Source organism: Nocardioides sp., assembly GCF_036267815.1.
Classification (GTDB): domain Bacteria; phylum Actinomycetota; class Actinomycetes; order Propionibacteriales; family Nocardioidaceae; genus Nocardioides.
This window is the reverse complement of the sequence record NZ_DATAVI010000009.1, coordinates 69,776-88,028: the sequence shown is the minus strand read 5'-3', so window position 1 is coordinate 88,028 and position 18,253 is coordinate 69,776. Positions and strand designations below refer to the sequence as shown.

General features: G+C 71.5%; 24 protein-coding genes. 17 read left to right on the top strand and 7 right to left on the bottom strand.

What is annotated here, in order from left to right:
* Positions 1 to 96 precede the first annotated feature (96 nt).
* The 5 genes from VHW64_RS01910 to VHW64_RS01890 are packed head-to-tail and all read left to right on the top strand — an operon-like array spanning position 97 to position 5,366.
* Positions 97 to 966, top strand: a complete 870-nt coding sequence (locus tag VHW64_RS01910; protein ID WP_329648808.1) for a xanthine dehydrogenase family protein subunit M — start codon at positions 97 to 99, stop codon at positions 964 to 966.
* On the top strand, positions 963 to 1,436 hold the full coding sequence (locus VHW64_RS01905) for a (2Fe-2S)-binding protein (protein WP_329648807.1): 474 nt from the start codon (positions 963 to 965) through the stop codon (positions 1,434 to 1,436). Before VHW64_RS01910 ends, VHW64_RS01905 begins: the two co-directional genes overlap by 4 nt.
* The gene (locus VHW64_RS01900) at positions 1,433 to 3,814 is read left to right on the top strand and encodes an aerobic carbon-monoxide dehydrogenase large subunit (protein ID WP_329648806.1); all 2,382 of its coding nucleotides are present in this window, start codon (positions 1,433 to 1,435) and stop codon (positions 3,812 to 3,814) included. The genes VHW64_RS01905 and VHW64_RS01900 overlap by 4 nt, the downstream gene beginning before the upstream one ends.
* Positions 3,814 to 4,413 (top strand): nucleotidyltransferase family protein, encoded by a 600-nt coding sequence (locus VHW64_RS01895; RefSeq protein ID WP_329648805.1) that lies wholly within the window; start codon positions 3,814 to 3,816, stop codon positions 4,411 to 4,413. Before VHW64_RS01900 ends, VHW64_RS01895 begins: the two co-directional genes overlap by 1 nt.
* Positions 4,410 to 5,366: a LysR family transcriptional regulator gene (locus tag VHW64_RS01890; RefSeq protein ID WP_329648804.1), complete on the top strand. Its 957-nt coding sequence runs from the start codon at positions 4,410 to 4,412 to the stop codon at positions 5,364 to 5,366. Before VHW64_RS01895 ends, VHW64_RS01890 begins: the two co-directional genes overlap by 4 nt.
* Before the next feature lie 36 nt (positions 5,367 to 5,402).
* Here VHW64_RS01890 and VHW64_RS01885 read toward each other — a convergent pair whose 3' ends face one another.
* Positions 5,403 to 5,921 (bottom strand): TrmO family methyltransferase domain-containing protein, encoded by a 519-nt coding sequence (locus tag VHW64_RS01885; protein ID WP_329648803.1) that lies wholly within the window; start codon positions 5,919 to 5,921, stop codon positions 5,403 to 5,405.
* A 92-nt stretch (positions 5,922 to 6,013) separates the two neighbouring features.
* Between VHW64_RS01885 and VHW64_RS01880 the strand changes: the two genes are divergently transcribed.
* The 11 genes from VHW64_RS01880 to VHW64_RS01830 are packed head-to-tail and all read left to right on the top strand — an operon-like array spanning position 6,014 to position 13,190.
* The gene (locus VHW64_RS01880) at positions 6,014 to 6,304 is read left to right on the top strand and encodes a hypothetical protein (RefSeq protein WP_329648802.1); all 291 of its coding nucleotides are present in this window, start codon (positions 6,014 to 6,016) and stop codon (positions 6,302 to 6,304) included.
* Positions 6,304 to 7,179 (top strand): xanthine dehydrogenase family protein subunit M, encoded by an 876-nt coding sequence (locus tag VHW64_RS01875; RefSeq protein ID WP_329648801.1) that lies wholly within the window; start codon positions 6,304 to 6,306, stop codon positions 7,177 to 7,179. Before VHW64_RS01880 ends, VHW64_RS01875 begins: the two co-directional genes overlap by 1 nt.
* Positions 7,180 to 7,186: 7 nt before the next feature.
* Positions 7,187 to 7,720: a (2Fe-2S)-binding protein gene (locus VHW64_RS01870; RefSeq protein ID WP_329648800.1), complete on the top strand. Its 534-nt coding sequence runs from the start codon at positions 7,187 to 7,189 to the stop codon at positions 7,718 to 7,720.
* Entirely contained in the window at positions 7,717 to 10,119 is a 2,403-nt protein-coding gene (locus VHW64_RS01865) for an aerobic carbon-monoxide dehydrogenase large subunit (protein ID WP_329648799.1), read from the top strand. The genes VHW64_RS01870 and VHW64_RS01865 overlap by 4 nt, the downstream gene beginning before the upstream one ends.
* Positions 10,120 to 10,131: 12 nt before the next feature.
* A complete protein-coding gene (locus VHW64_RS01860; protein ID WP_329648798.1) occupies positions 10,132 to 11,106 on the top strand; it encodes an XdhC family protein in 975 nt (324 codons plus the stop codon).
* A 5-nt stretch (positions 11,107 to 11,111) separates the two neighbouring features.
* Positions 11,112 to 11,726, top strand: coding sequence for an SRPBCC family protein (locus VHW64_RS01855; RefSeq protein WP_329648797.1), 615 nt, complete (start codon positions 11,112 to 11,114; stop codon positions 11,724 to 11,726).
* The gene (locus VHW64_RS01850; protein ID WP_329648796.1) at positions 11,726 to 11,980 is read left to right on the top strand and encodes a hypothetical protein; all 255 of its coding nucleotides are present in this window, start codon (positions 11,726 to 11,728) and stop codon (positions 11,978 to 11,980) included. The genes VHW64_RS01855 and VHW64_RS01850 overlap by 1 nt, the downstream gene beginning before the upstream one ends.
* A gap of 13 nt (positions 11,981 to 11,993) precedes the next feature.
* Entirely contained in the window at positions 11,994 to 12,221 is a 228-nt protein-coding gene (locus tag VHW64_RS01845; RefSeq protein ID WP_329648795.1) for a hypothetical protein, read from the top strand.
* Positions 12,218 to 12,493, top strand: a complete 276-nt coding sequence (locus tag VHW64_RS01840; RefSeq protein WP_329648794.1) for a hypothetical protein — start codon at positions 12,218 to 12,220, stop codon at positions 12,491 to 12,493. Before VHW64_RS01845 ends, VHW64_RS01840 begins: the two co-directional genes overlap by 4 nt.
* A gap of 2 nt (positions 12,494 to 12,495) precedes the next feature.
* Positions 12,496 to 12,795: a hypothetical protein gene (locus VHW64_RS01835; RefSeq protein ID WP_329648793.1), complete on the top strand. Its 300-nt coding sequence runs from the start codon at positions 12,496 to 12,498 to the stop codon at positions 12,793 to 12,795.
* A complete protein-coding gene (locus VHW64_RS01830) occupies positions 12,792 to 13,190 on the top strand; it encodes a hypothetical protein (protein WP_329648792.1) in 399 nt (132 codons plus the stop codon). Before VHW64_RS01835 ends, VHW64_RS01830 begins: the two co-directional genes overlap by 4 nt.
* Here the strand turns inward: VHW64_RS01830 and VHW64_RS01825 are convergent.
* The 6 genes from VHW64_RS01825 to VHW64_RS01800 are packed head-to-tail and all read right to left on the bottom strand — an operon-like array spanning position 13,169 to position 17,127.
* Positions 13,169 to 13,648: a hypothetical protein gene (locus tag VHW64_RS01825; RefSeq protein ID WP_329648791.1), complete on the bottom strand. Its 480-nt coding sequence runs from the start codon at positions 13,646 to 13,648 to the stop codon at positions 13,169 to 13,171. The two genes, VHW64_RS01830 and VHW64_RS01825, sit on opposite strands and share 22 nt — an antisense overlap.
* Positions 13,645 to 13,932: a hypothetical protein gene (locus VHW64_RS01820; protein ID WP_329648790.1), complete on the bottom strand. Its 288-nt coding sequence runs from the start codon at positions 13,930 to 13,932 to the stop codon at positions 13,645 to 13,647. The genes VHW64_RS01825 and VHW64_RS01820 overlap by 4 nt, the downstream gene beginning before the upstream one ends.
* A gap of 7 nt (positions 13,933 to 13,939) precedes the next feature.
* Entirely contained in the window at positions 13,940 to 15,085 is a 1,146-nt protein-coding gene (locus VHW64_RS01815) for a vWA domain-containing protein (RefSeq protein ID WP_329648789.1), read from the bottom strand.
* Entirely contained in the window at positions 15,078 to 15,953 is an 876-nt protein-coding gene (locus tag VHW64_RS01810) for a MoxR family ATPase (RefSeq protein WP_329648788.1), read from the bottom strand. Before VHW64_RS01810 ends, VHW64_RS01815 begins: the two co-directional genes overlap by 8 nt.
* A gap of 4 nt (positions 15,954 to 15,957) precedes the next feature.
* On the bottom strand, positions 15,958 to 16,188 hold the full coding sequence (locus tag VHW64_RS01805; RefSeq protein WP_329648787.1) for a hypothetical protein: 231 nt from the start codon (positions 16,186 to 16,188) through the stop codon (positions 15,958 to 15,960).
* A gap of 42 nt (positions 16,189 to 16,230) precedes the next feature.
* Positions 16,231 to 17,127 (bottom strand): XdhC family protein, encoded by an 897-nt coding sequence (locus tag VHW64_RS01800; protein WP_329648786.1) that lies wholly within the window; start codon positions 17,125 to 17,127, stop codon positions 16,231 to 16,233.
* Positions 17,128 to 17,227: 100 nt separating this feature from the next.
* On the opposite strand from VHW64_RS01800, the gene VHW64_RS01795 reads away from it, so the two are divergent.
* Positions 17,228 to 17,908, top strand: coding sequence for a hypothetical protein (locus VHW64_RS01795; RefSeq protein ID WP_329648785.1), 681 nt, complete (start codon positions 17,228 to 17,230; stop codon positions 17,906 to 17,908).
* Positions 17,909 to 18,253: the final 345 nt, after the last annotated feature.

Here is an 18,253-nt window from a genome sequence, read left to right as displayed (position 1 = left end):
CCGCCCGGCTGTGAATTGCGGGCCGGGCGCGCTGACAGACTCAGCCCGTAGTGTGAGAGTCGCGAATGGCAACTCGGACGGAATGAGGCACGCGGCATGCAGGTTCCCTCACCGATCGAGTACGCGAGGGCGACGAGCGTGGACCACGCCATCGCACTGCTCGAGCGCCTCGGGGAGGAGGCGCGGATCGTCGCCGGTGGTCACAGCCTGTTGCCGATGATGAAGCTGCGGCTGGCCAGCCCGGAGTATCTCGTCGACATCAACGACCTCCACGACGACCTGGCCTACGTCCGGTTCAGCGAGGGCGAGGTGCGCATCGGGGCGATGACCCGGCACCGTGAGCTGCTGGAGAGTGACACGCTCAACGCCGTGTTCCCGATCTTCCGCGACGCCGAGCGTGTCATCGCGGACGTCCCGGTCCGCAACCGCGGCACGCTGGGCGGCGCGCTCTGCCAGGCCGACCCCTCCGAGGACCTGAGCAGCGTCTGCACGACGCTCGACGCCCGCTGCGTCATCCGGAGCAGCCAGGGTGAGCGGACGGTGTCCATGGACGACTTCCATCGCGGTCCCTACCAGACCGCGGTCGGCCAGGCCGAGCTGCTCACCGAGGTGCGGATCCCCGTGCGGCCACACGGCGGCAGCGCCTACGCGAAGGTGGACCGGCGGGCGGGCGACTGGGCCGTGGTGGCGGCCGGCGCCGCGGTCTGGCTCGAGGACGGCCTCATCGTGGATGCCCGGGTCGGGCTCGCAGCGGTCGGCCCCAACACCACCGGCATCCCGAGGATCTCGAGCGCCCTGCGGGGCCGGCGGCCCGACGACGAGGCTTGGGCGGTCGCGGGCGAGATCGCGGCTAGCGGGTGTGCGCCGGTCACCGACGGTCGCGGCACCGTCGACTACAAGCGCCACCTCGCCGACGAGCTCACCCGGCGCACGCTGCTCACGGCTGCGGAGCGGGCCGCCGGATGATGGTCTCCATCACCGTGAACGACCAGCTCTTCACCCGGGAGGTGGAGGCGCGCCTCCTGCTCGTGCACTTCTTGCGCGACGAGCTCGGCCTCACCGGCACGCACTGGGGCTGCGATACGTCCAACTGCGGCGCCTGCGTCGTCCTGTACGACGGCGAGCCGGTCAAGTCCTGCACCGTGCTGGCGGCGATGGCCGACGGCCACAGCGTGCGTACTGTCGAGGACCTCGAGCAGGACCAGGTGCTCGACCCGGTCCAGCAGGGCTTCATGGAATGCCACGGCCTCCAGTGCGGCTTCTGCACACCGGGCATGCTCATGTCCGCGCGGGCGCTGCTCGACCGCAACCCGCATCCCACGGGCCAGGAGGTCAGGGAGGCTATCTCGGGACAGATCTGTCGGTGCACCGGCTACGCGAGCATCGTGAGGTCGGTCCTGTGGGCAGCCGAGCACTCGGAGCGGGAGCCGTCGTGACCGAGGCCAAAGGGGTCGGTGACATCCGCGGCCACGGGCGGATGCTCCGCAAGGAGGACAAGCGGTTCGTGCGTGGGAAGGGCCGCTACTGCGACGACATCCAGCTCCCGGGGATGCTCCACCTCGCCGTGCTGCGCTCGCCCGTGGCCCACGCTCGTCTGGTCAGTATCGACACCTCCGCGGCCGAGGCGCACCCGAAGGTCAAGGCCGTCGTCACCGGTGCGATGCTCGCCGAGCGCGGCCTCGCGTGGATGCCGACCCTCTCCGGCGACGTCCAGGCGGTGCTGGCCACCGACAAGGTTCGGTTCCAGGGCCAGGAGGTCGCCTTCGTCGTGGCGGAGGACCGGTACGCCGCGCGAGACGCCCTCGAGCTGATCGACGTCGAGTACGACGTGCTCCAGCCGGTGGTCGACGTGCGCCACGCGCTCGACCCGGGGACGCCGCTGATCCGCGACGACGTCGAGGGCAAGACCGACAACCACTGCTTCGACTGGGAGACCGGCGACGCGCTCGAGACCGCCGCGGTCTTCGCCCGGGCTCCGGTCACGGTCGAGCAGGAGATCGTCTTCCCACGGGTCCACCCCGCGCCGCTCGAGACCTGCGGTGCGGTGGCGGAGTACGACCGGATCGAGGAGAAGCTGACCCTCACCTGCACGACGCAGGCGCCGCACATCCACCGCACGCTGTACGCCGACTACGCCGGAATCCCCGAGCACCGCATCAGGATCATCTCGCCCGACATCGGCGGCGGCTTCGGCAACAAGGTCCCGATCTACCCGGGCTACGTGTGCGCGATCGTCGGCTCGATGATGACCGGCCGGCCGGTGAAGTGGGCCGAGGACCGCACCGAGAACCTCACCGCCAGCGGCTTCGCCCGCGACTACGTCATGCAGGGCGAGATCGCCGCGACGCGCGACGGCCGGATCCTCGCGATCCGTAGCCATGTGCTCGCCGACCACGGCGCCTTCAACGGGACCGCGGCCCCGATGAAGTTCCCCGGGGGCTTCTTCGGCGTCTTCACCGGCAGCTACGACCTTGAGGCGGCATACTGCTCGATGACCGCCGTGCACACCAACAAGGCGCCCGGCGGGGTCGCCTACGCTTGCTCGTTCCGGATCGCCGAGGCGGTCTACCTCGTCGAGCGGCTGGTCGACCTGCTCGCCGACGAGCTGGGCGTCGACCCGGTCGCGCTGCGGCTACAGAACTTCCTGCGCCCGGAGCAGTTCCCCTATACCAGCCGCACCGGGTGGATCTACGACTCCGGCGACTACGAGACCACCATGCGCGAGGCGTTGCGGATCGCGGGGTACGACGAGCTCCGCCGCGAGCAGGCGGAGCGGCGGGCGCACGCCGGCGAGCCCGGGCAGAGCCTCATGGGTATCGGCGTTGCGTTCTTCACCGAGGCCGTCGGTGCCGGGCCACGGGACACGATGGACATGGCGGGGCTCGCGATGGCCGATGGGTGCGAGATCCGGATCCACCCCAGCGGCAAGGCCGTCGTCCGACTCTCGGTGACCACCCAGGGCCAAGGCCACGAGACGACGTTCGCGCAGATCGTCGCCGAGGAGATCGGCATCCACCCCGACGACATCGACGTGATCCAGGGCGACACCGACAACACGCCCTACGGGCTCGGCACCTACGGCAGCCGCTCCACGCCGGTCTCGGGGGCAGCCGCGGTGCTCGTCGCTCGCAAGATCCGCGACAAGGCCAGGCTCATCGCCGCCCACATGTTCGAAGTCGCCCCCCACGACCTCGACTGGCACCAAGGCACCTTCAGCGTCCGTGGCGTCCCCGGAGCAGAGGTGACGATCCAGGACATCGCCCGCCGAGCGCACGGCCCCGGCGGGCTGCCCGACGGCATGGAGGGCGCGCTCGAGGCGCAGATCTCCTACAGTCCGAGCAACCTCACCTACCCGTTCGGCGCCTACATCTGCGTGCTCGACATTGACCCGGGGACGGCCGCGGTGAAGGTGCGGCGGTTCATCGCGGTCGACGACTGCGGCACCCGCATCAACGAGATGATCGTCGAGGGCCAGATCCAGGGCGGGCTCACCGACGGCGTCGGCATCGCCCTCATGGAGATCGTCTCGTTCGACAAGGACGGCAACTGCCTCAACGCCTCGCTCATGGACTACCTCATCCCCACCGCGCTCGAGGTCCCCGACTGGGAGAACGGCAAGACCGTGACGCCATCCCCGCACCACCCGATCGGCGCCAAGGGGGTCGGGGAGTCGGCCACTGTCGGCTCTCCGCCGGCGATCGTCAACGCGGTCATCGACGCTCTCGAGCCTTACGGCGTACGCCACGTCGACATGCCGCTCACCCCCTCGCGGGTCTGGGAGGCGATGCGTGGGAACGCGGAACCGCCCTACTGATGTCCGTCACCGGTCTCGTGCTCGCCGCCGGAGGCTCTCGCCGCCTCGGCCGGCCCAAGCAGCTGCTCCCGGTTGGTGACGGGACCCTGCTCGACGCGACCCTGAGCGCCGTCCGCCGGTGCGGGTTCGACCAGGTCGTGGTCGCGCTCGGCGGTGCCGCCGCAGCGGTCCTGGAGGGCGCCGACCTGGACGGGTGCGAGGTCGTGCGCAACGACACGTACGCCGCAGGGTGCTCCTCTTCCATCGCCGCCGCCCTCCCCGTGGTGGACCTCACGGCCGACGGGATCGTGCTCCTCCTCGGCGACCAACCACGGGTGGCCCCGTCGACCGTGGCGGCGCTCGTGGCGCGGGCGCGCACCCGGGACCTGGCCGTCTGCTCCTACGACAACGGCCTCGGCCACCCGTTCTGGCTGGGACGAGGGCTGTTCGAGAGGCTGGCGACGCTGCACGGCGACAAGGCGGTCTGGAAGCTGGTCGACGCCGCCGGTGAAGACCTGGTGACGGTTCCCGTGGCCGGAGACGTCCCGCTCGACGTCGACACGGAGGGCGACTACCGGGCGTTACTCGACCAACTGGGGCTAGGTTCGTCGCCACCATGACCCCGACCCAGCTGCGTGCCTTCGCCACGGTGGTGCGGCTCGGGTCGGTCAAGGCCGCGGCCGCGGACATCGGTGTCACCGAGGCCGCGGTCTCCCTCCACGTCGGCCAGCTCCGCAAGGAGCTCGGGGACCAGCTGTTCAACCGCACCGCCTCGGGGCTCGCGTTCACGCCAGGCGGGCTGCGGCTCGCCTCACGCGCGGTGGAGATGCTCGGCCTCCAGGACCGCACCGTGCTCGAGGTCCGCGAGGCGGGCGCCGGCCGTCGGATGCTGCGGCTCGGCACCTCAGCGGTCTTCGCGGAGTACGCCGCCCCCGGCCTGATCACCCTGTTCGCCGAGCGCGCGAAGGACCTGGACGTCGAGCTGAGCGTGCACCGGACCTCGGAGTTCGACCAGCTGCTCGTCACCCGGACCGTCGACGCGACCATCGGACCGCGCCCTGCACGCTCCGACTCCTCGATCGCGAGCACCCTCTTCCTCAACTACGAGGTGATCGCGGTCGCCGCCCCGGAGCACCCCTTCGCCGTGTCCGAGCCGAGCCTCCAGATGCTCCGGGACGAGACCTGGCTGCTCGGGCCGTCGGCCGCCGAGGAGTCGGGGGTGATCCCGGCCATGGTCCGCCGGCTCGGTGTGGCCGAGGAGCGCCAGCAGATCTTCCAGAGTCATGCCGCCGCGCTGGAGGAGACCAAGCGTGGCCGCGGGCTGAGCCTGACCCTGTCCTTCACCGTGGCCCGCGACCTAGCGGCGAAGGACCTGGTCCGCATCCCCGGCCGGCTGCTGCAGGCCCAGGGCTCGTGGAACATCTCCACCCTTCCCGGGCAGCAGGCCACCGACGCGGCCGAGGAGATGACCCGCTTCGTCACCACGCCCCGCGCCATCCAGTCGATGCTGCGCGGCCGGGCGGTCACGCATGGCCGGTTTCACCCGGCGGTGCACGTCACACTCTGGTCCTGAGCGGGTCGACTACAGCGGGCGACAGTTTCTGACGGGTCAGCGGGAGGTGGGGCCGAGGTCCCGCGGCCGGATCCCGTCGGGCGGGTCCAGCTCGTCGAACCAGCCCGAGCGCACAGCACCGGCCGGCCGGTCGAACCGCTCGACGTACGGCTTGACGTCCAGCACCGGCGTGCCGTCGAGCAGGTCGACGCCGACGAAGCTGAAGCCGGTCGCGGAGACCGACAGGAGCGAGACCAGGGAGAGTCCCAACGGGGTCGGCCGGCGCGGGCCGCGCATCGCGAAGACGCCCTTCTGCTCGCCGGTCGGCCGGAGCAGGAAGGGCACCGCCACCCACGTCGACGCCTCCCCAGGGTCGTCCGGGCGGTCCAGCCAGGTGAGCAGCCACGCGTGGGAGAACCCGTCGAGGCCCAGCAGCCCCGGTCGCGCCGCCGCGACCAGCTCGACCGAGCCGAGGTCCGAAAGGTTCAGCGAGGACTGGATCGGAGTGTCCTCGGTCTGGTCGTAGGCCGAGTGCACAACCCCGACCGGCGGCCACGGCGACTCGCCAGCGCTCACCGGGTCAACCTAAGCCCTTGCTTGATTCGCTGTTGTCCCGCAGCGCTGCCGGGGCCAGAGTGACCGCCATCACCGATTCGAGAGGGGACCAGGTGGCCGACGACGCTGGCCGCGCGGGCAGCCCGCGCATGGCCGAGTTGTTCAAGGACGCGCCGAAGACGGGCAAGAGCCCGACGGTGTTCGCCTTCCCCCAGTTGGTCGACTACCTCGGCGTCGCCGGCCAGCCGGTGCAAGGGCCGTGGCCGCCGCACCAGGAGCCGCGCCCCGACCCGACCGACATCGACGGCGCGCCGGTCGCCATCCCCGACCCGGCCTCGCGCCCGGCTCCGACCCCCGACGCCCGCTCCGAAGCGGCACCCGGGCTGCCCGACGTGAGGCCCTGATGTATCCCACCCGGTTCCGCTACGAGGCGCCCCGCAGCCTGGAGGAGGCGATCGCCCTGCTCGCGGACGGCGCCGGTGAGGCCAAGGTCCTCGCCGGCGGCCAGAGCCTGGTCCCGCTGATGAAGCTCCGCTTCGCCAGCCCCGAACTGCTCGTCGACATCAACAACCTGCCCGGCCTCGACCACCACCAGCAGGACCCCGACGGCAGCATCCGGATCGGCGCCCTCTGCCGGCACGCCACCCTCGAGCGCTCCGCCCTGCTCCCGGCCAAGCAGCCCACGATGGCTGCCGCCGCCCCCCTGATCGCCGATCCGATCGTGCGCACCCGCGGCACCCTGGTCGGCTCGCTCTGCCACGCCGACCCGCAAGGCGACTGGGCCAGCGTGGTCACCGCGCTCGGCGGTCACGTGGTCGCGCAAGGCCCCGGTGGCCGGCGCACCATCGAGATCGCCGACTTCGTGGTCGGCCCGTTCCAGAACACCCTGGCGTACGACGAGGTCGCTGTCGAGGCCGTGATCCCCGCCGCCCAGGGCACCCTGGCCGGCGGTTACCTCAAGCTCGAGCGCCGGGTCGGCGACTTTGCCACCGCCGGCGTCGCGGTCTCGGTCGACATGGTCGGTGGCCGGGTGGCCCGCGCCGGCATCGCCCTCACCGGGGTCGGCAGCTCGACCATCGACGCCACCGAGGCCGCCCAGGCACTCGTCGGAGGGTCGCTCGACGAGGGGGGCATCGGCCGCGCCGCCGACCTCGCCGCGGCCGCGGCGCAGCCCAACAGCGACCACCGGGGCAGCGCCGGCTACAAGCGCCACATCGTCCACACGTTCGTCACCCGGATCCTGGCCCGGGTCGTGGACGGCCAGGAGAGGGCAGCGTGACCACAGCATGACCAGCCTGTTCGACGAGATCACCGCTGCGGCGCCGGACGACGCGGTGCCCGTACGCCGCGTCACCATCAGCGTCAACGGCGTCAAGCGCACCGCTGACATCGAGCCGCGGCTACTGCTCGCCCATCTACTCCGCCAGGGACTGCGACTCACCGGCACCCACACCGGCTGCGACACCACCAACTGCGGCGCCTGCACCGTGCTCGTGGACGGCAGCCCGGTGAAGAGCTGCACGATGCTCGCCGTCCAGGCCGACGGGCACGAGGTCACCACCGTCGAGGGGCTCGGCACACCGAGCGAGCTCGACCCGGTCCAAGAGGGGTTCAAGGAGGAGCACGGCCTGCAGTGCGGCTTCTGCACCCCGGGGATGATGCTCGCCTCCAAGGCGCTGCTCAACGAGAACCCGAATCCCACCGAGGACGAGGTGCGGTTCGCGTTGTCGGGCAACCTCTGCCGCTGCACCGGCTACCAAAACATCGTGAAAGCCGTCCTCTGGGCGGCCGCGAAGCAGCGGGGAGAGTCCCCGTCGTGACCGCCACCCAGGACAGCTACGCCCTCGACGAGATCAAGATCGGGGGGATGGGGGCCAGCCGGAAGCGGGTCGAGGACAACCGGTTCATCCGCGGCAAGGGCAACTACATCGACGACGTCGTGCTGCCCGGGATGCTGCACATGGAGATGCTGCGCAGCCCGCTGGCGCACGCGCGGATCAAGTCCATCGACACCAGCGCCGCCTACGCGATCCCCGGCGTACGCCTCGTGCTCACCGGCGAGATGATGGCGACCCGCAACCTCGCGTGGATGCCGACGCTGTCCTACGACACCCAGGCGGTGCTGGCCACCGACAAGGTGCGCTTCCAGGGCCAGGAGGTCGCCTGCGTCATCGCCGACGACCCCTACCTCGCCAAGGATGGTTGCGACGCCATCCGGATCGAGTACGAACCGCTCCCGGTGATCGTGAACCCGACCCAGGCGCTGGCCGCCGACGCGCCGATCATCCGCGACGACAAGGAGAACCAGCCCGACAACACCTGCTTCACGTGGGAGGTCGGCGACAAGGAGGCCACCGACCGGGCCTTCGCCGCCGCGGACCTGGTCTCCACGCTCAAGCTCCACTACCCACGCTCGCATCCCTCGCCACTGGAGTGCTGCGGCTCGATCGCGGACTTCAACCGTTCCACGTCCAGGCTGACCGTCTACATGACGACCCAGGCGCCGCACATCGTCCGAGCCGCGGTGGCGCTGATCGCGGAGCTCCCTGAGCACCTGATCCGAATCATCTCGCCCGACCTGGGCGGCGGCTTCGGCAACAAGGTGCCGGTCTACCCGGGCTACGTGATGTCGATCCTCGCCTCCATCCTCACCGAGCGGCCGGTGAAGTGGATCGAGGACCGCACCGGCAATCTGATCTCGACCGGCTTCGCCCGCGACGTCTACCTCGACGGCGAGCTGGCGCTGCGCAAGGACGGCAAGATACTCGGCGTCCGGATGCACACCGACTCCGACCACGGCGCCTTCTTCGCCGACGCCCAGCCCAGCAAGTTCAAGATCGGACTGATGCACTCCGCCTTCGCGGCCTACGACATCCCGGCGGCGCACCTCACCGCGCGCGGTGTCTACACCAACAAGGCCCCCGGCGGCGTCGCCTACCGCTGCTCCTTCCGCGTTACGGAGGCGATGTTCTTCCAGGAGCGGATGGTCCAGGCGGCCGCCGACGACCTCGGGATGGACCAGGCCGAGTTCCGCCGGGTCAACCTCGTCCGTGACGACGACTTCCCGCACCGGACCCCGTTCGGCTTCCTCACCGACTCCGGACAGTACGCCAAGTGCCTCGACGTCGGGCTGGAGGCGATCGGGTACGCCGACTTCCGCCGTCAGCAGGAGGAGGCGCGCAAGCGGGGCCGGCTGCTCGGCATCGGCATCTCGACCATGACCGAGCCGCTCGGGGCCGGCAACAGCCGCGAGTACGACATCCTCGGCATCAAGATGTTCGACTCCGCCGAGCTGCGGGTCCACATGACCGGGAAGGCGCTGCTGCGCACCGGGGCGAAGTCGCAGGGGCAAGGCCACGAGACGACCTGGGCCCAGATCGTCGCCCACGAGCTCGGCATCCCTGCCGAGGACGTGGTCGTTGAGGAGGGCGACACGGACACGGCGCCGTTCGGGATGGGCACCTACGCCTCGCGCAGCACGCCGGTGGCGGGCGCCGCGGTGGCGATGGTCTCGCGCAAGATCCGGGCGAAGGCTCGCAAGCTCGCCGCGCACCTGCTCGAGGTGTCCGAGGAGGACGTCGACTGGGAGCTCGGCCGGTTCTACGTGCGAAGCAACCGGGCGCAGGGAGTGAGCATCCAGCAGTGCGCAATGGCGGCCTACAGCAACATGCCCGACGGCATGGAGCCCGGCCTCGAGGGTAACGCCTACTACGACCCGCCCAACCTGACCTGGCCCTTCGCCTGCTACATCGCCACGGTGGAGGTGGACCCGCAGACCGGGGTCTGGGACGTGCTCCGGTTCGTCGCTGTCGACGACTGCGGCGTCCGGATCAATCCGATGGTGGTCGAGGGCCAGATCATGGGTGGCCTCACCGAGGCCTACGCGATGGCGAACATGCAGTTCATCACCTTCGACGCCGACGGCAACTGCATCGGCTCGAACTTCATGGACTACCTGCTCCCGACCGCGTGGGAGACACCCGGCTGGGAGCTGCACGAAGTCGTTACGCCGTGCCCGCACCACCCGATCGGCGCCAAGGGGATCGGCGAGTGCGCGACCGTCGGCGGCCCGGCGGCCTTCGTCAACGCCGTCCTCGACGCCATCGGCAGCGCGCAGGTCCGCAACATCGACATGCCGCTGCTGCCCGACCGGGTCTACGACGCTATCGCCCAGCAGCACGACGTCTCCGGCGCGCCGCCGGTCAACCAGGGCGACTGAGCGAGGACCGCCATGGGTGACGAGAGCTGGGAGATCCTGCAACGGGCCCGCGAGCTGGCCGACCGGGGCGAGGAGTTTGCGCTCGCCACGATCGTCTGGCGGCAGGCGCCGTCCTCGGGGCAGACCGGTGCGCGGGCGCTGATCACCGCCGACGGACAGATCCACGGCTTCATCGGCGGCGCCTGCGCCGAGCCCGTGGTGGTCCGGGAGGCGCAGCGGGTGATCCGGTCCCGCGAGGCCAGACTTCTCTTCCTGGGCACGACCGAACCCGGAGACGCGGCGTTCCCGGCGGTGCCGGGCGGGATGGTCTACGTCCCGATGTCCTGCCAGAGCGAAGGAGCCCTCCAGGTGTTCGTCGAGCCCGTCGTACCGGTCCTGGACCTGCTCGTGGTCGGCCGCTCCCCGATGGTCCTTCTGCTCGCCGAGCTCGCCAACGACCTGGGGTGGAGCGCGCGCGTCGCCGACCTCCCCGGGCTCACCGCCGACGACATCCACGAGCGGTCGCTCGTGGTCGTGGCCACCCAGGGGCACGGCGACGAGGAGGCGCTGGAGCTGTGCGCCCGGGCCCGGCCGGCGTTCCTCGGGCTGGTCGCCTCCTCCAAGCGCGGCGTCTCCCTGCTGGAGTACCTCGCCGAGCGGGGCGTCCCCCAGGAGCTGCTCAACCGCGTGCACACGCCGGTCGGGCTGGACCTCGGCCACACCTCGCACCGCGAGATCGCGGTGGCCATCCTGGCCGAGCTGGTGCGGCTGCGGGCCGCGGGCGCGTTCAGCACACCTGCCCAGCAGGCCTCCGCGGCGAGGCGGGCGACGGACGAAGCCACCCAGGCGATCGACCCGGTCTGCGGAATGATGGTGACCGTGGACGCCTCCGGCTGGTCGGCCAACACCCACGAGCACGATGGCACGACCTATCACTTCTGCTGCGTGGGGTGCCGGGACCGGTTCGCCGGCGACCCCGCGCGCTATCTGACCGATCAGGAGGTTTGAGAGGCATGTTGGTCAGCAACGAGTTCGAGGTGTCGCAGCCGCTCGACAAGGTGTGGGAGTTCTTCCGGGACGTGCCGGGCGTCGCCGCCTGCCTGCCCGGCGCCGCGCTCACCGACGACATCGGCGCCGAGGAGTACGCCGGCACGGTCAACCTGCGGATGGGGCCGGTCAAGCTGGCCTTCGCGGGCAAGGCCCACGTGGCGGAGCGCGACGAGGCGGCCAAGCGGCTGGTCCTTGACGCGTCCGGCTCCGACCAGCGTGGCCGTGGCAACGTCGAGATGACGGTGACCGCGCGGCTGAGCGAGGGCGCGAGTGGCCACACTATGGTCGCCGTCGACCAGGACCTCCAGATCTCCGGGGCCGCCGCGCAGTACGGCCGCGGGATGATCACCGACGTCAGCACCGTCATGATGAAGCAGTTCGCCGACAACATGCAGAGGCGCATCAGCGCGGTCGAGCGGGGCGAGTCCGTCGACCAGCTCGACGCCGGCGAGGCCAGTGGGCTCGCCATCGGGCTCCGGGCCGCCCAGCTGGCGCTGATGCGCGTCTTCCGGCGGTTCTTCCTGCCCTACGACCCCACACCAACGTCGAACCGAGTCCCCAGCCGAGGAGGCGCCTGATGGTCCTGTGGTGGATCGGAGACATCGTCCTGCTGGTCGTGGTGGTGCCCGTGCTCGTGGCGCTGCTCAACCGGGTCCTCGCCGCGCTCGAGCGGATCCGCGGCGCGTCCGACGACGTCCTGGCCGGCGGCGGTGCCCTCGCCGGCCGGCTCGACGGCGTACCCGAGGCGCTGACCAGGACCGACGCAGTCGTCGCTGACGTCGCCAACGGCGCGGTCCGCTACGCCGGCTCCGTCGGAAAGCTCCTGGGATGAGGAGGAACCACTGATGCCTGCTGTCGCCGTGGTGACACTGGTCGTCGCGACCCTGATCATCGCCGCCGCCGCCCTCGGGCTGCTGCGCGTGATCCTGCACCTCAAGGCCGTCGCCGGCACCCTCGACGGCGTTGTCGCCGGTGTGGGCGTCGTGGCCGAGCGCACCGCGCTCGTGCCCGCGGGGCTGGCCTCGGTCAACGCCAGCCTCGAGCCGGTCGCCGACTTCTGCGAGACGATATGAGCGTCCTGCTGACCGTCCTCGCCACGGGCTCGACCCTCGGGTGGAAGGTCGGCTACGTCATCACGATCGTCGTGGTGCTCGTCGTCGTCGCGCTCGTCGTGCCGATCCTGCTGCTCGCACACCGGATCGGCGGCCAGGCGGCCGCGATCGACGAGTCGCTCCAGCACTCGGTGACCAACACCGCCGGTCTGACGCAGCTGAACACGACGGTCGACCTGGCGACCAAGATCATCGCGGGGCTCACCCGCGGCCGGCATCGGCTGGGAGGCTGACCATGCAGAGCCACGTCATCGTCCTGCTCACGGACACGCAGCGCTCCCTCTGGTGGGGAGCAGTGATCGGCGGGTTCGTCATCGTGCTCGCCGTCGCCGCCCTGCTCACCGTCCTGGTCGTGGAGGTGCGCACCATCGACCGGCGCGTGCTGTCGGTGAAGGAGACGCTGAAGCAGGCGAAGTCCAACACTGACGACACGGCCCTGATCGGGGTCACCGCCACGGGAGTCGAGGCGGTGCTGGCCGAGGGGCTCGAGCACCATCTCTTCCTCGGCCGGGTCCTCGCGAAGGTCCGCTCATGAGCACGCTCGTGGTGCTGTCGGTCGTCGACATCGCGCTGCTCATCGCGGGGCTCGCCTTCTACCTCTTCCTGGTCGGTGGCCAGTTGACCCGGATCGCCGGCAACCTCGAGGAGTGCGCCGACATCGTCTGGGAGATCGAGAAGAACGCCGAGCCGATCGTTGAGGGCGTGGCCCGCATCAACCGGGTCGGCGGCGTCGTCGCCGGCGCGCTCCCGCTGCTCTACGGCATGGCCGAGGGCATCGTGACCGGCGCGACCTACCAGTCCCCCCCGGAGCGGCCCCCCGCCGCGCCGGCGTCCGGGACCCGGCGCTCGCGGTTGCATGAGATGGTCGGCTACGTGCCGGACGGCAACGCCGCCGCCGCGCGTGCGGATCAGGCGCCGGTGCCGTCCTGAGCGTTGGCCGCGGGGTCACGGTCGAGCCGTGACTGCCCCGGTTGTCGGCCGGTGCCGAGCGCCCCCCAGGTCGGCGCCTCGTAGCCGGCGATCCAGTGGTCCTGCCAGGCCTGGTCGAACTGCTGCCCGTTGCAGCTGGGCTGGTAGACGGCGCACAGCTCCTGGACGATCAGCTCGCGGTGCGAGGCGAGCCCCCCGGGGACCTCGTAGGTCGCGACGTGGACCTTCCACTTCGAGCCGGCCCGCTCGACCCAGCAGGGTGACCGCGGGTGTCTGAAGGGCAGCCCCTCGGTGGAGAGGTCCGCGGTGTGGTCGACGTAGGTGACGGCGTACTCCTGCTTGGCCGGGTCGGGGACGTAGAGGATCGCGTAGACCGCGGGGAGCGCCGGCGCCGTGAAGCCGGCGAGGAGCCGGGGTCCTTCGAACGGGTAGCCGGCCAGCGAGCCGAGCCGGATCACTCGTCCAGCTCCAGCTCGTCCTCGACCTCGGAGATCGCGTCGAGACTGCTGACCGGCCAGGGGGGCAGCCCCGCGGCGGCGGCCGCCGCCACGAAGATCGCCTGCCCGAGCGCCATCGCCTCGTCACGGTCCGCCGCCTCGACGACCAGCTGGGCGCCGTACGCCGCCTCGCCGATGCCGGAGGCGACGCCCTGCGCCGCCGCGACGGCGTCCGCGAGCTCGACGATCTCGTCGTGGGTCACCACGCGGTCGCCGCTCGCCTGCGCGCTCACGCTCCAGAGCACGGTCCCGTCACCTCATCCGGGTCAGGGTGGTGGCGAACTCCTCGAGGCTGGCCAGGTCATGGCCGGAGAGGAGCTCGTCGACGTACGGCGCGGCGACCATCATGCCCAGGGTCGTGGGGACGAGCTCCTTGGCGCGGCCCTTGTGGGGGTTGAGCCAGATGATGCGGTGGCAGAGCCGGGAGAGCCGCTCCATGGCGGCGGACAGGACGTCGGGGTCCCCGCGGTCGAGGCCGTCTGAGCAGATCACGACGATGCCCCCGCGGCAGAGCCCGTGCCGGGCGTGGTCGCGCACGAACCGGTCGAGCGAGGTGCCGATCTGGGTGCCGCCGTTCCAGTCCCGGACCGCCTCCGCGGCCAGGTCGAGGGCCTCGTCGGGCCGGCGCCGGTCCAGCTCACGGGTGATGCGGGTCAGCCGGGTGCCGAAGGCGAAGATCTCCACCCGGCTCGGGGTCCGGGTCGAGGTGTGCGCGAACTGCAGCAGGTTGCGGGAGTAGTCGACCATCGACCCCGACACGTCGAGGATGAGGGTGAGCGGCCGGTGCCGCAGCCGTCGCTCCCGACGGAGCAGCCGGGCCGGCTCGCCGTGCAGCCGCAGCGTCTCACGGACCGTGCGGCGTACGTCGAGCGAGCGGCCCGAGAGGGACGGCCGGGTCCGGCGCGAGCGGGAGCGGGGGGGAGTGAGCCTCATCGTGCGCAGGATGCGGCGGAGCGCCGCGAGCTCCTCGGGGGTGCAGCCGCCGAAGTCCTTGCGTCGCATCGTCTGCGCGCTGGAGGCGACCAGGCCGAGCCGGGTCTCTTGCTGCTCGCGCTCCTCGCCACCCACCTCGGTCTCGGGCACCTCGAGGGCGGACCTGGCCTCGACGCGCTGCTCAGGGGTGAACCGCTGCGCCGCAGCCTCGCCGAGGCCGTCGAGGAAGTACCGCTCGAAGGCCTGGTGGTAGACCGGCACCTGGTCGCGGCGACCGATGAGAGTGGTCCGGCCGGCCCAGTAGAGGTCCATCAGGTCGGTGGCGTCCAGGGTGGCCGCCGCCTCGGCGTAGGTGAGCACGTCCCCCGAGCCGACGCGGACGCCTCCGGTGCGCAGGGTGGCCGCGAAATCGACCAGCATCGCGACGTACTGGTCGCCGGGCTGGTCGCCGGGTTGGTCAGTCACCGGAGGTGACCCGGTCGAGGTCGCCGGCGACCAGCTCGAGGTCGTCGCGGTCCTTGATCACCGCGCCGAGGGTGTTTGGCACGGCCTCGTGGTGGAGGTCCTCGGCGCCGACGACGCCGAGGGTGTTGACCCAGTCGACCGTCTCGGCGACGCCGGGTGCCTTGGCGAGGTCCATCGCGCGCAGCCGGTTGACCGCCGCAACCACGGAGCGGGCCAGCCGCTCGGACACGTCGGGCGCGCGGACCAGCACGATCTCGACCTCGCGCTCGGGGCTCGGGAAGCCGACCCAGTGGTAGAGGCAGCGGCGCTTGAGCGCGTCGTGCAGCTCGCGGGTGCGGTTGGACGTGAGGATCACCAGGGGCGGCTGCTCGGCCCTGACCGGCCCGATCTCGGGGATGGTGATCTGGAACTCGCTGAGCAGCTCGAGGAGGAACGCCTCGAACTCGTCATCGGCCCGGTCCACCTCGTCGACGAGGAGCACTGCCCGGTCGCCCGCACGTACGGCCTCGAGCAGCGGCCGCTCGACGAGGAACCTCGGCCCGAAGAGCGCGTCCACCGACCCCTCGTCGGTGAGCTGGTGCTCCGAGAGCGCCCGGATCTGGAGCATCTGGCGGGCGTAGTCCCATTCGTAGAGCGCCTGCTGGGTGTCGATGCCCTCGTAGCACTGCAGCCGGATCAGCCGTCGGTCGAGCAGCTCGGAGAGCGCCCGGGCGACCTCGGTCTTGCCGACACCGACCTCGCCCTCGAGCAGCACCGGCCGGCCGAGCTGGAGCGCGACGTGCAGGGTGGTCGCGAGGCCGCGGTCCGCCAGGTAGCCGACCCGTCGCAGCGCCTCGGTCAGCTCTGGAACCGACTCGGGCCGCGCCATCTCTCTACTGGTCTCCCAGGACGAGGTCGCGGAGGCTGCCCGAGCTCAGCTTGCCCTCGCGCGCGAGCTTGTCGCGCCAGGCTTGGCCGAGGTCGCTGCCCGCGGGCGCGAAGCCGTCGAAGCTGACGTCCTTCATGTTCCTGCACACCTTGTTGCTCTCGGGCGTGCAGTCCTCGTCAAGCTCCTGACCCTCGGTCTGCCAGAGCGCGCGCAGAACCTTCTGGGGCTCATCCATGCCTTCACTGTAGGTCGGCCACCCGCTCCCGACGAGGTGTACCTAAGCCTTTGCTTGGGCACGCCCGGACCGCTCCGCGATGGCCTGGGCCAGGATCGCGACGGCGACCTGCGCCGGGCCGTCGGCACCGATGTCGAGCCCGGCCGGGGTGTGGATCCGCTCCAACCCCTCGATGCCACGGCCGCTGAGCCAGGTCTCCCGGCTCTGCTGCATCGCTCGGCTGCCGAGCGCGGCGACGTAGCCGGCGCGGCCGTCGAGGGTGCTGGCCAGCACGGGCCCGGCGAGCTCGACGTCGTGCATGGCCAGCACCACTGCGTCGCCGGGACCCAGCCCGACCACGAGGGCCCGGGCGGTGTCTGCGTCGCTCGCCCGCTGGGCCCGCCAGCCGAGCAGTGGTGCCATCTGCTCCAGGGCCGCCAGGACGGGGCCGCCGCCAGCCAGCACCACGGTCGGCACCGGCCGGCAGGTCGTGACGACCTCGAGGTCGTTGACGCTGCTTCCGGCTTCGTGGCCGTCCGGGTCCTGCAATGCGGCCGCCGTCAGCTCGTCGCCCTCCCGAGCGAGCCGGACCCGCAAGGGCTGGCGCTCCTGCAGCAGCTCCCACGTTGCGGCCGGCAGCAGCTCGCCGTTCAGGACCACCGCGGTCGCCGTACCGGCACCGGCCAGGCCGAAGGCCTCCGCCTCCAGCTCGCCCACGGCGACCCGGACCACCCGCCCGCCGGTCTCGCCCAGCACGGACGCGTGCTCGGCCAGCTGCTGGTCGAGAGCACCGGCGCACAGGCTCCCGACCCGGCCTCCACCCGGTGTCAGGGCCAGCGAACTGTTGGGGTCCAGTGGCGCACCCCCCGCCAGGGTGAGGTCCGAGCCCACCACCCAGGACACGTGGACCCGGGTGCCCGAGCGCAGGCAGGCCGCCACCGTGAGCGCGATGTCGTACACGAGGCGAGGATAGGTCCAGCCCGCGCCGGCGCCGGTTACCTCCTAAGGGTTCGCTTAGCCTGCGCATCCCGCTCGAGCCCCGTTCGGCCATGCTGTCGACGTGCTGGGCCTGGGCGTCGTCCTCATCGCGGTCGCGACCCTCGCCGGTTGGGCCCTCGCCGACCGGCACTCGGACCGGCGCGAGCTGGTGCTCGGTGCTGCGGCCGGCGTCCTGCTCGTGATCGCGGGGCTGCACCTGCTGCCCGACGCCTGGTCGGACGCAGGAGAGTCGGGGCTTCCCGTGTCGGTCGTGCCGCTGACCGCGGCGGCCGGCTTCGCGCTCGCCGGGTGGCTGACCCGGCGAGGCTGTGCCTGTGCTCGCGACAGCGAGCCGGCCAACGGGGCGGCGGTCACCGTCGCCCTGGCCGCACACCGCGTCCTCGAGGGCGCGGCCCTGGCGCTCATCGGCTCGGCGACGGTCGTCGTCGCTCTTGCGACCCACGCCTTCGCCGAAGGGCTGGCGGCCGGTTCGCTGCTGGCCTCCGCATCGCGGCGCCGGACCCGGTGGGGGCTCGCGGCCCTGTGCCTGGGTCCTGTCGCGGGCGTCGGGGTCGCCCAGATCGCGGTGCCGGAGCAGCTCGAGCCCCTGCTCGTCGCGGCCGCCGCCGGCGTACTCCTCCAAGCGGCACGGATCGGCCTCGCCGCGGCATTCTCGTCGCGGCCGGCGTCAGTGGTCGGCCCGGCGGCGGCGCTGGTGGGTGCCGGTCTGGTGACCGCGCTGGCGGTCTACGGCGTCGGGTAAGCCTCGGGCCATGGAGCCCGCGAGCTCGTCGAGGCGCACGGCCCGAGATCCGCCAGATCGTCACCCCCATCGACCGCGCCACCCTCAAGGGCGCCCGCGACGCCGCGATCGTCCTGTTCGGCTTCGCCTCAGCCCTGCGACGATCCGAGCTCACCGCACTGACCCTCGCCGACGTCGAGACCAAGCCGGCCGGGGTGCTCCTGCACCTTCGCCGCTCCAAGACCGACCACGCGGCCGCGGCCAGCTCGTCGGAGTCGCCCACGGACAACACGCCCTCATCGACTCCATCGCCGCGCTCGCCACCTGGACCGGCTTCCGCGGTGACACGCCCGGGCGCCTGTTCGC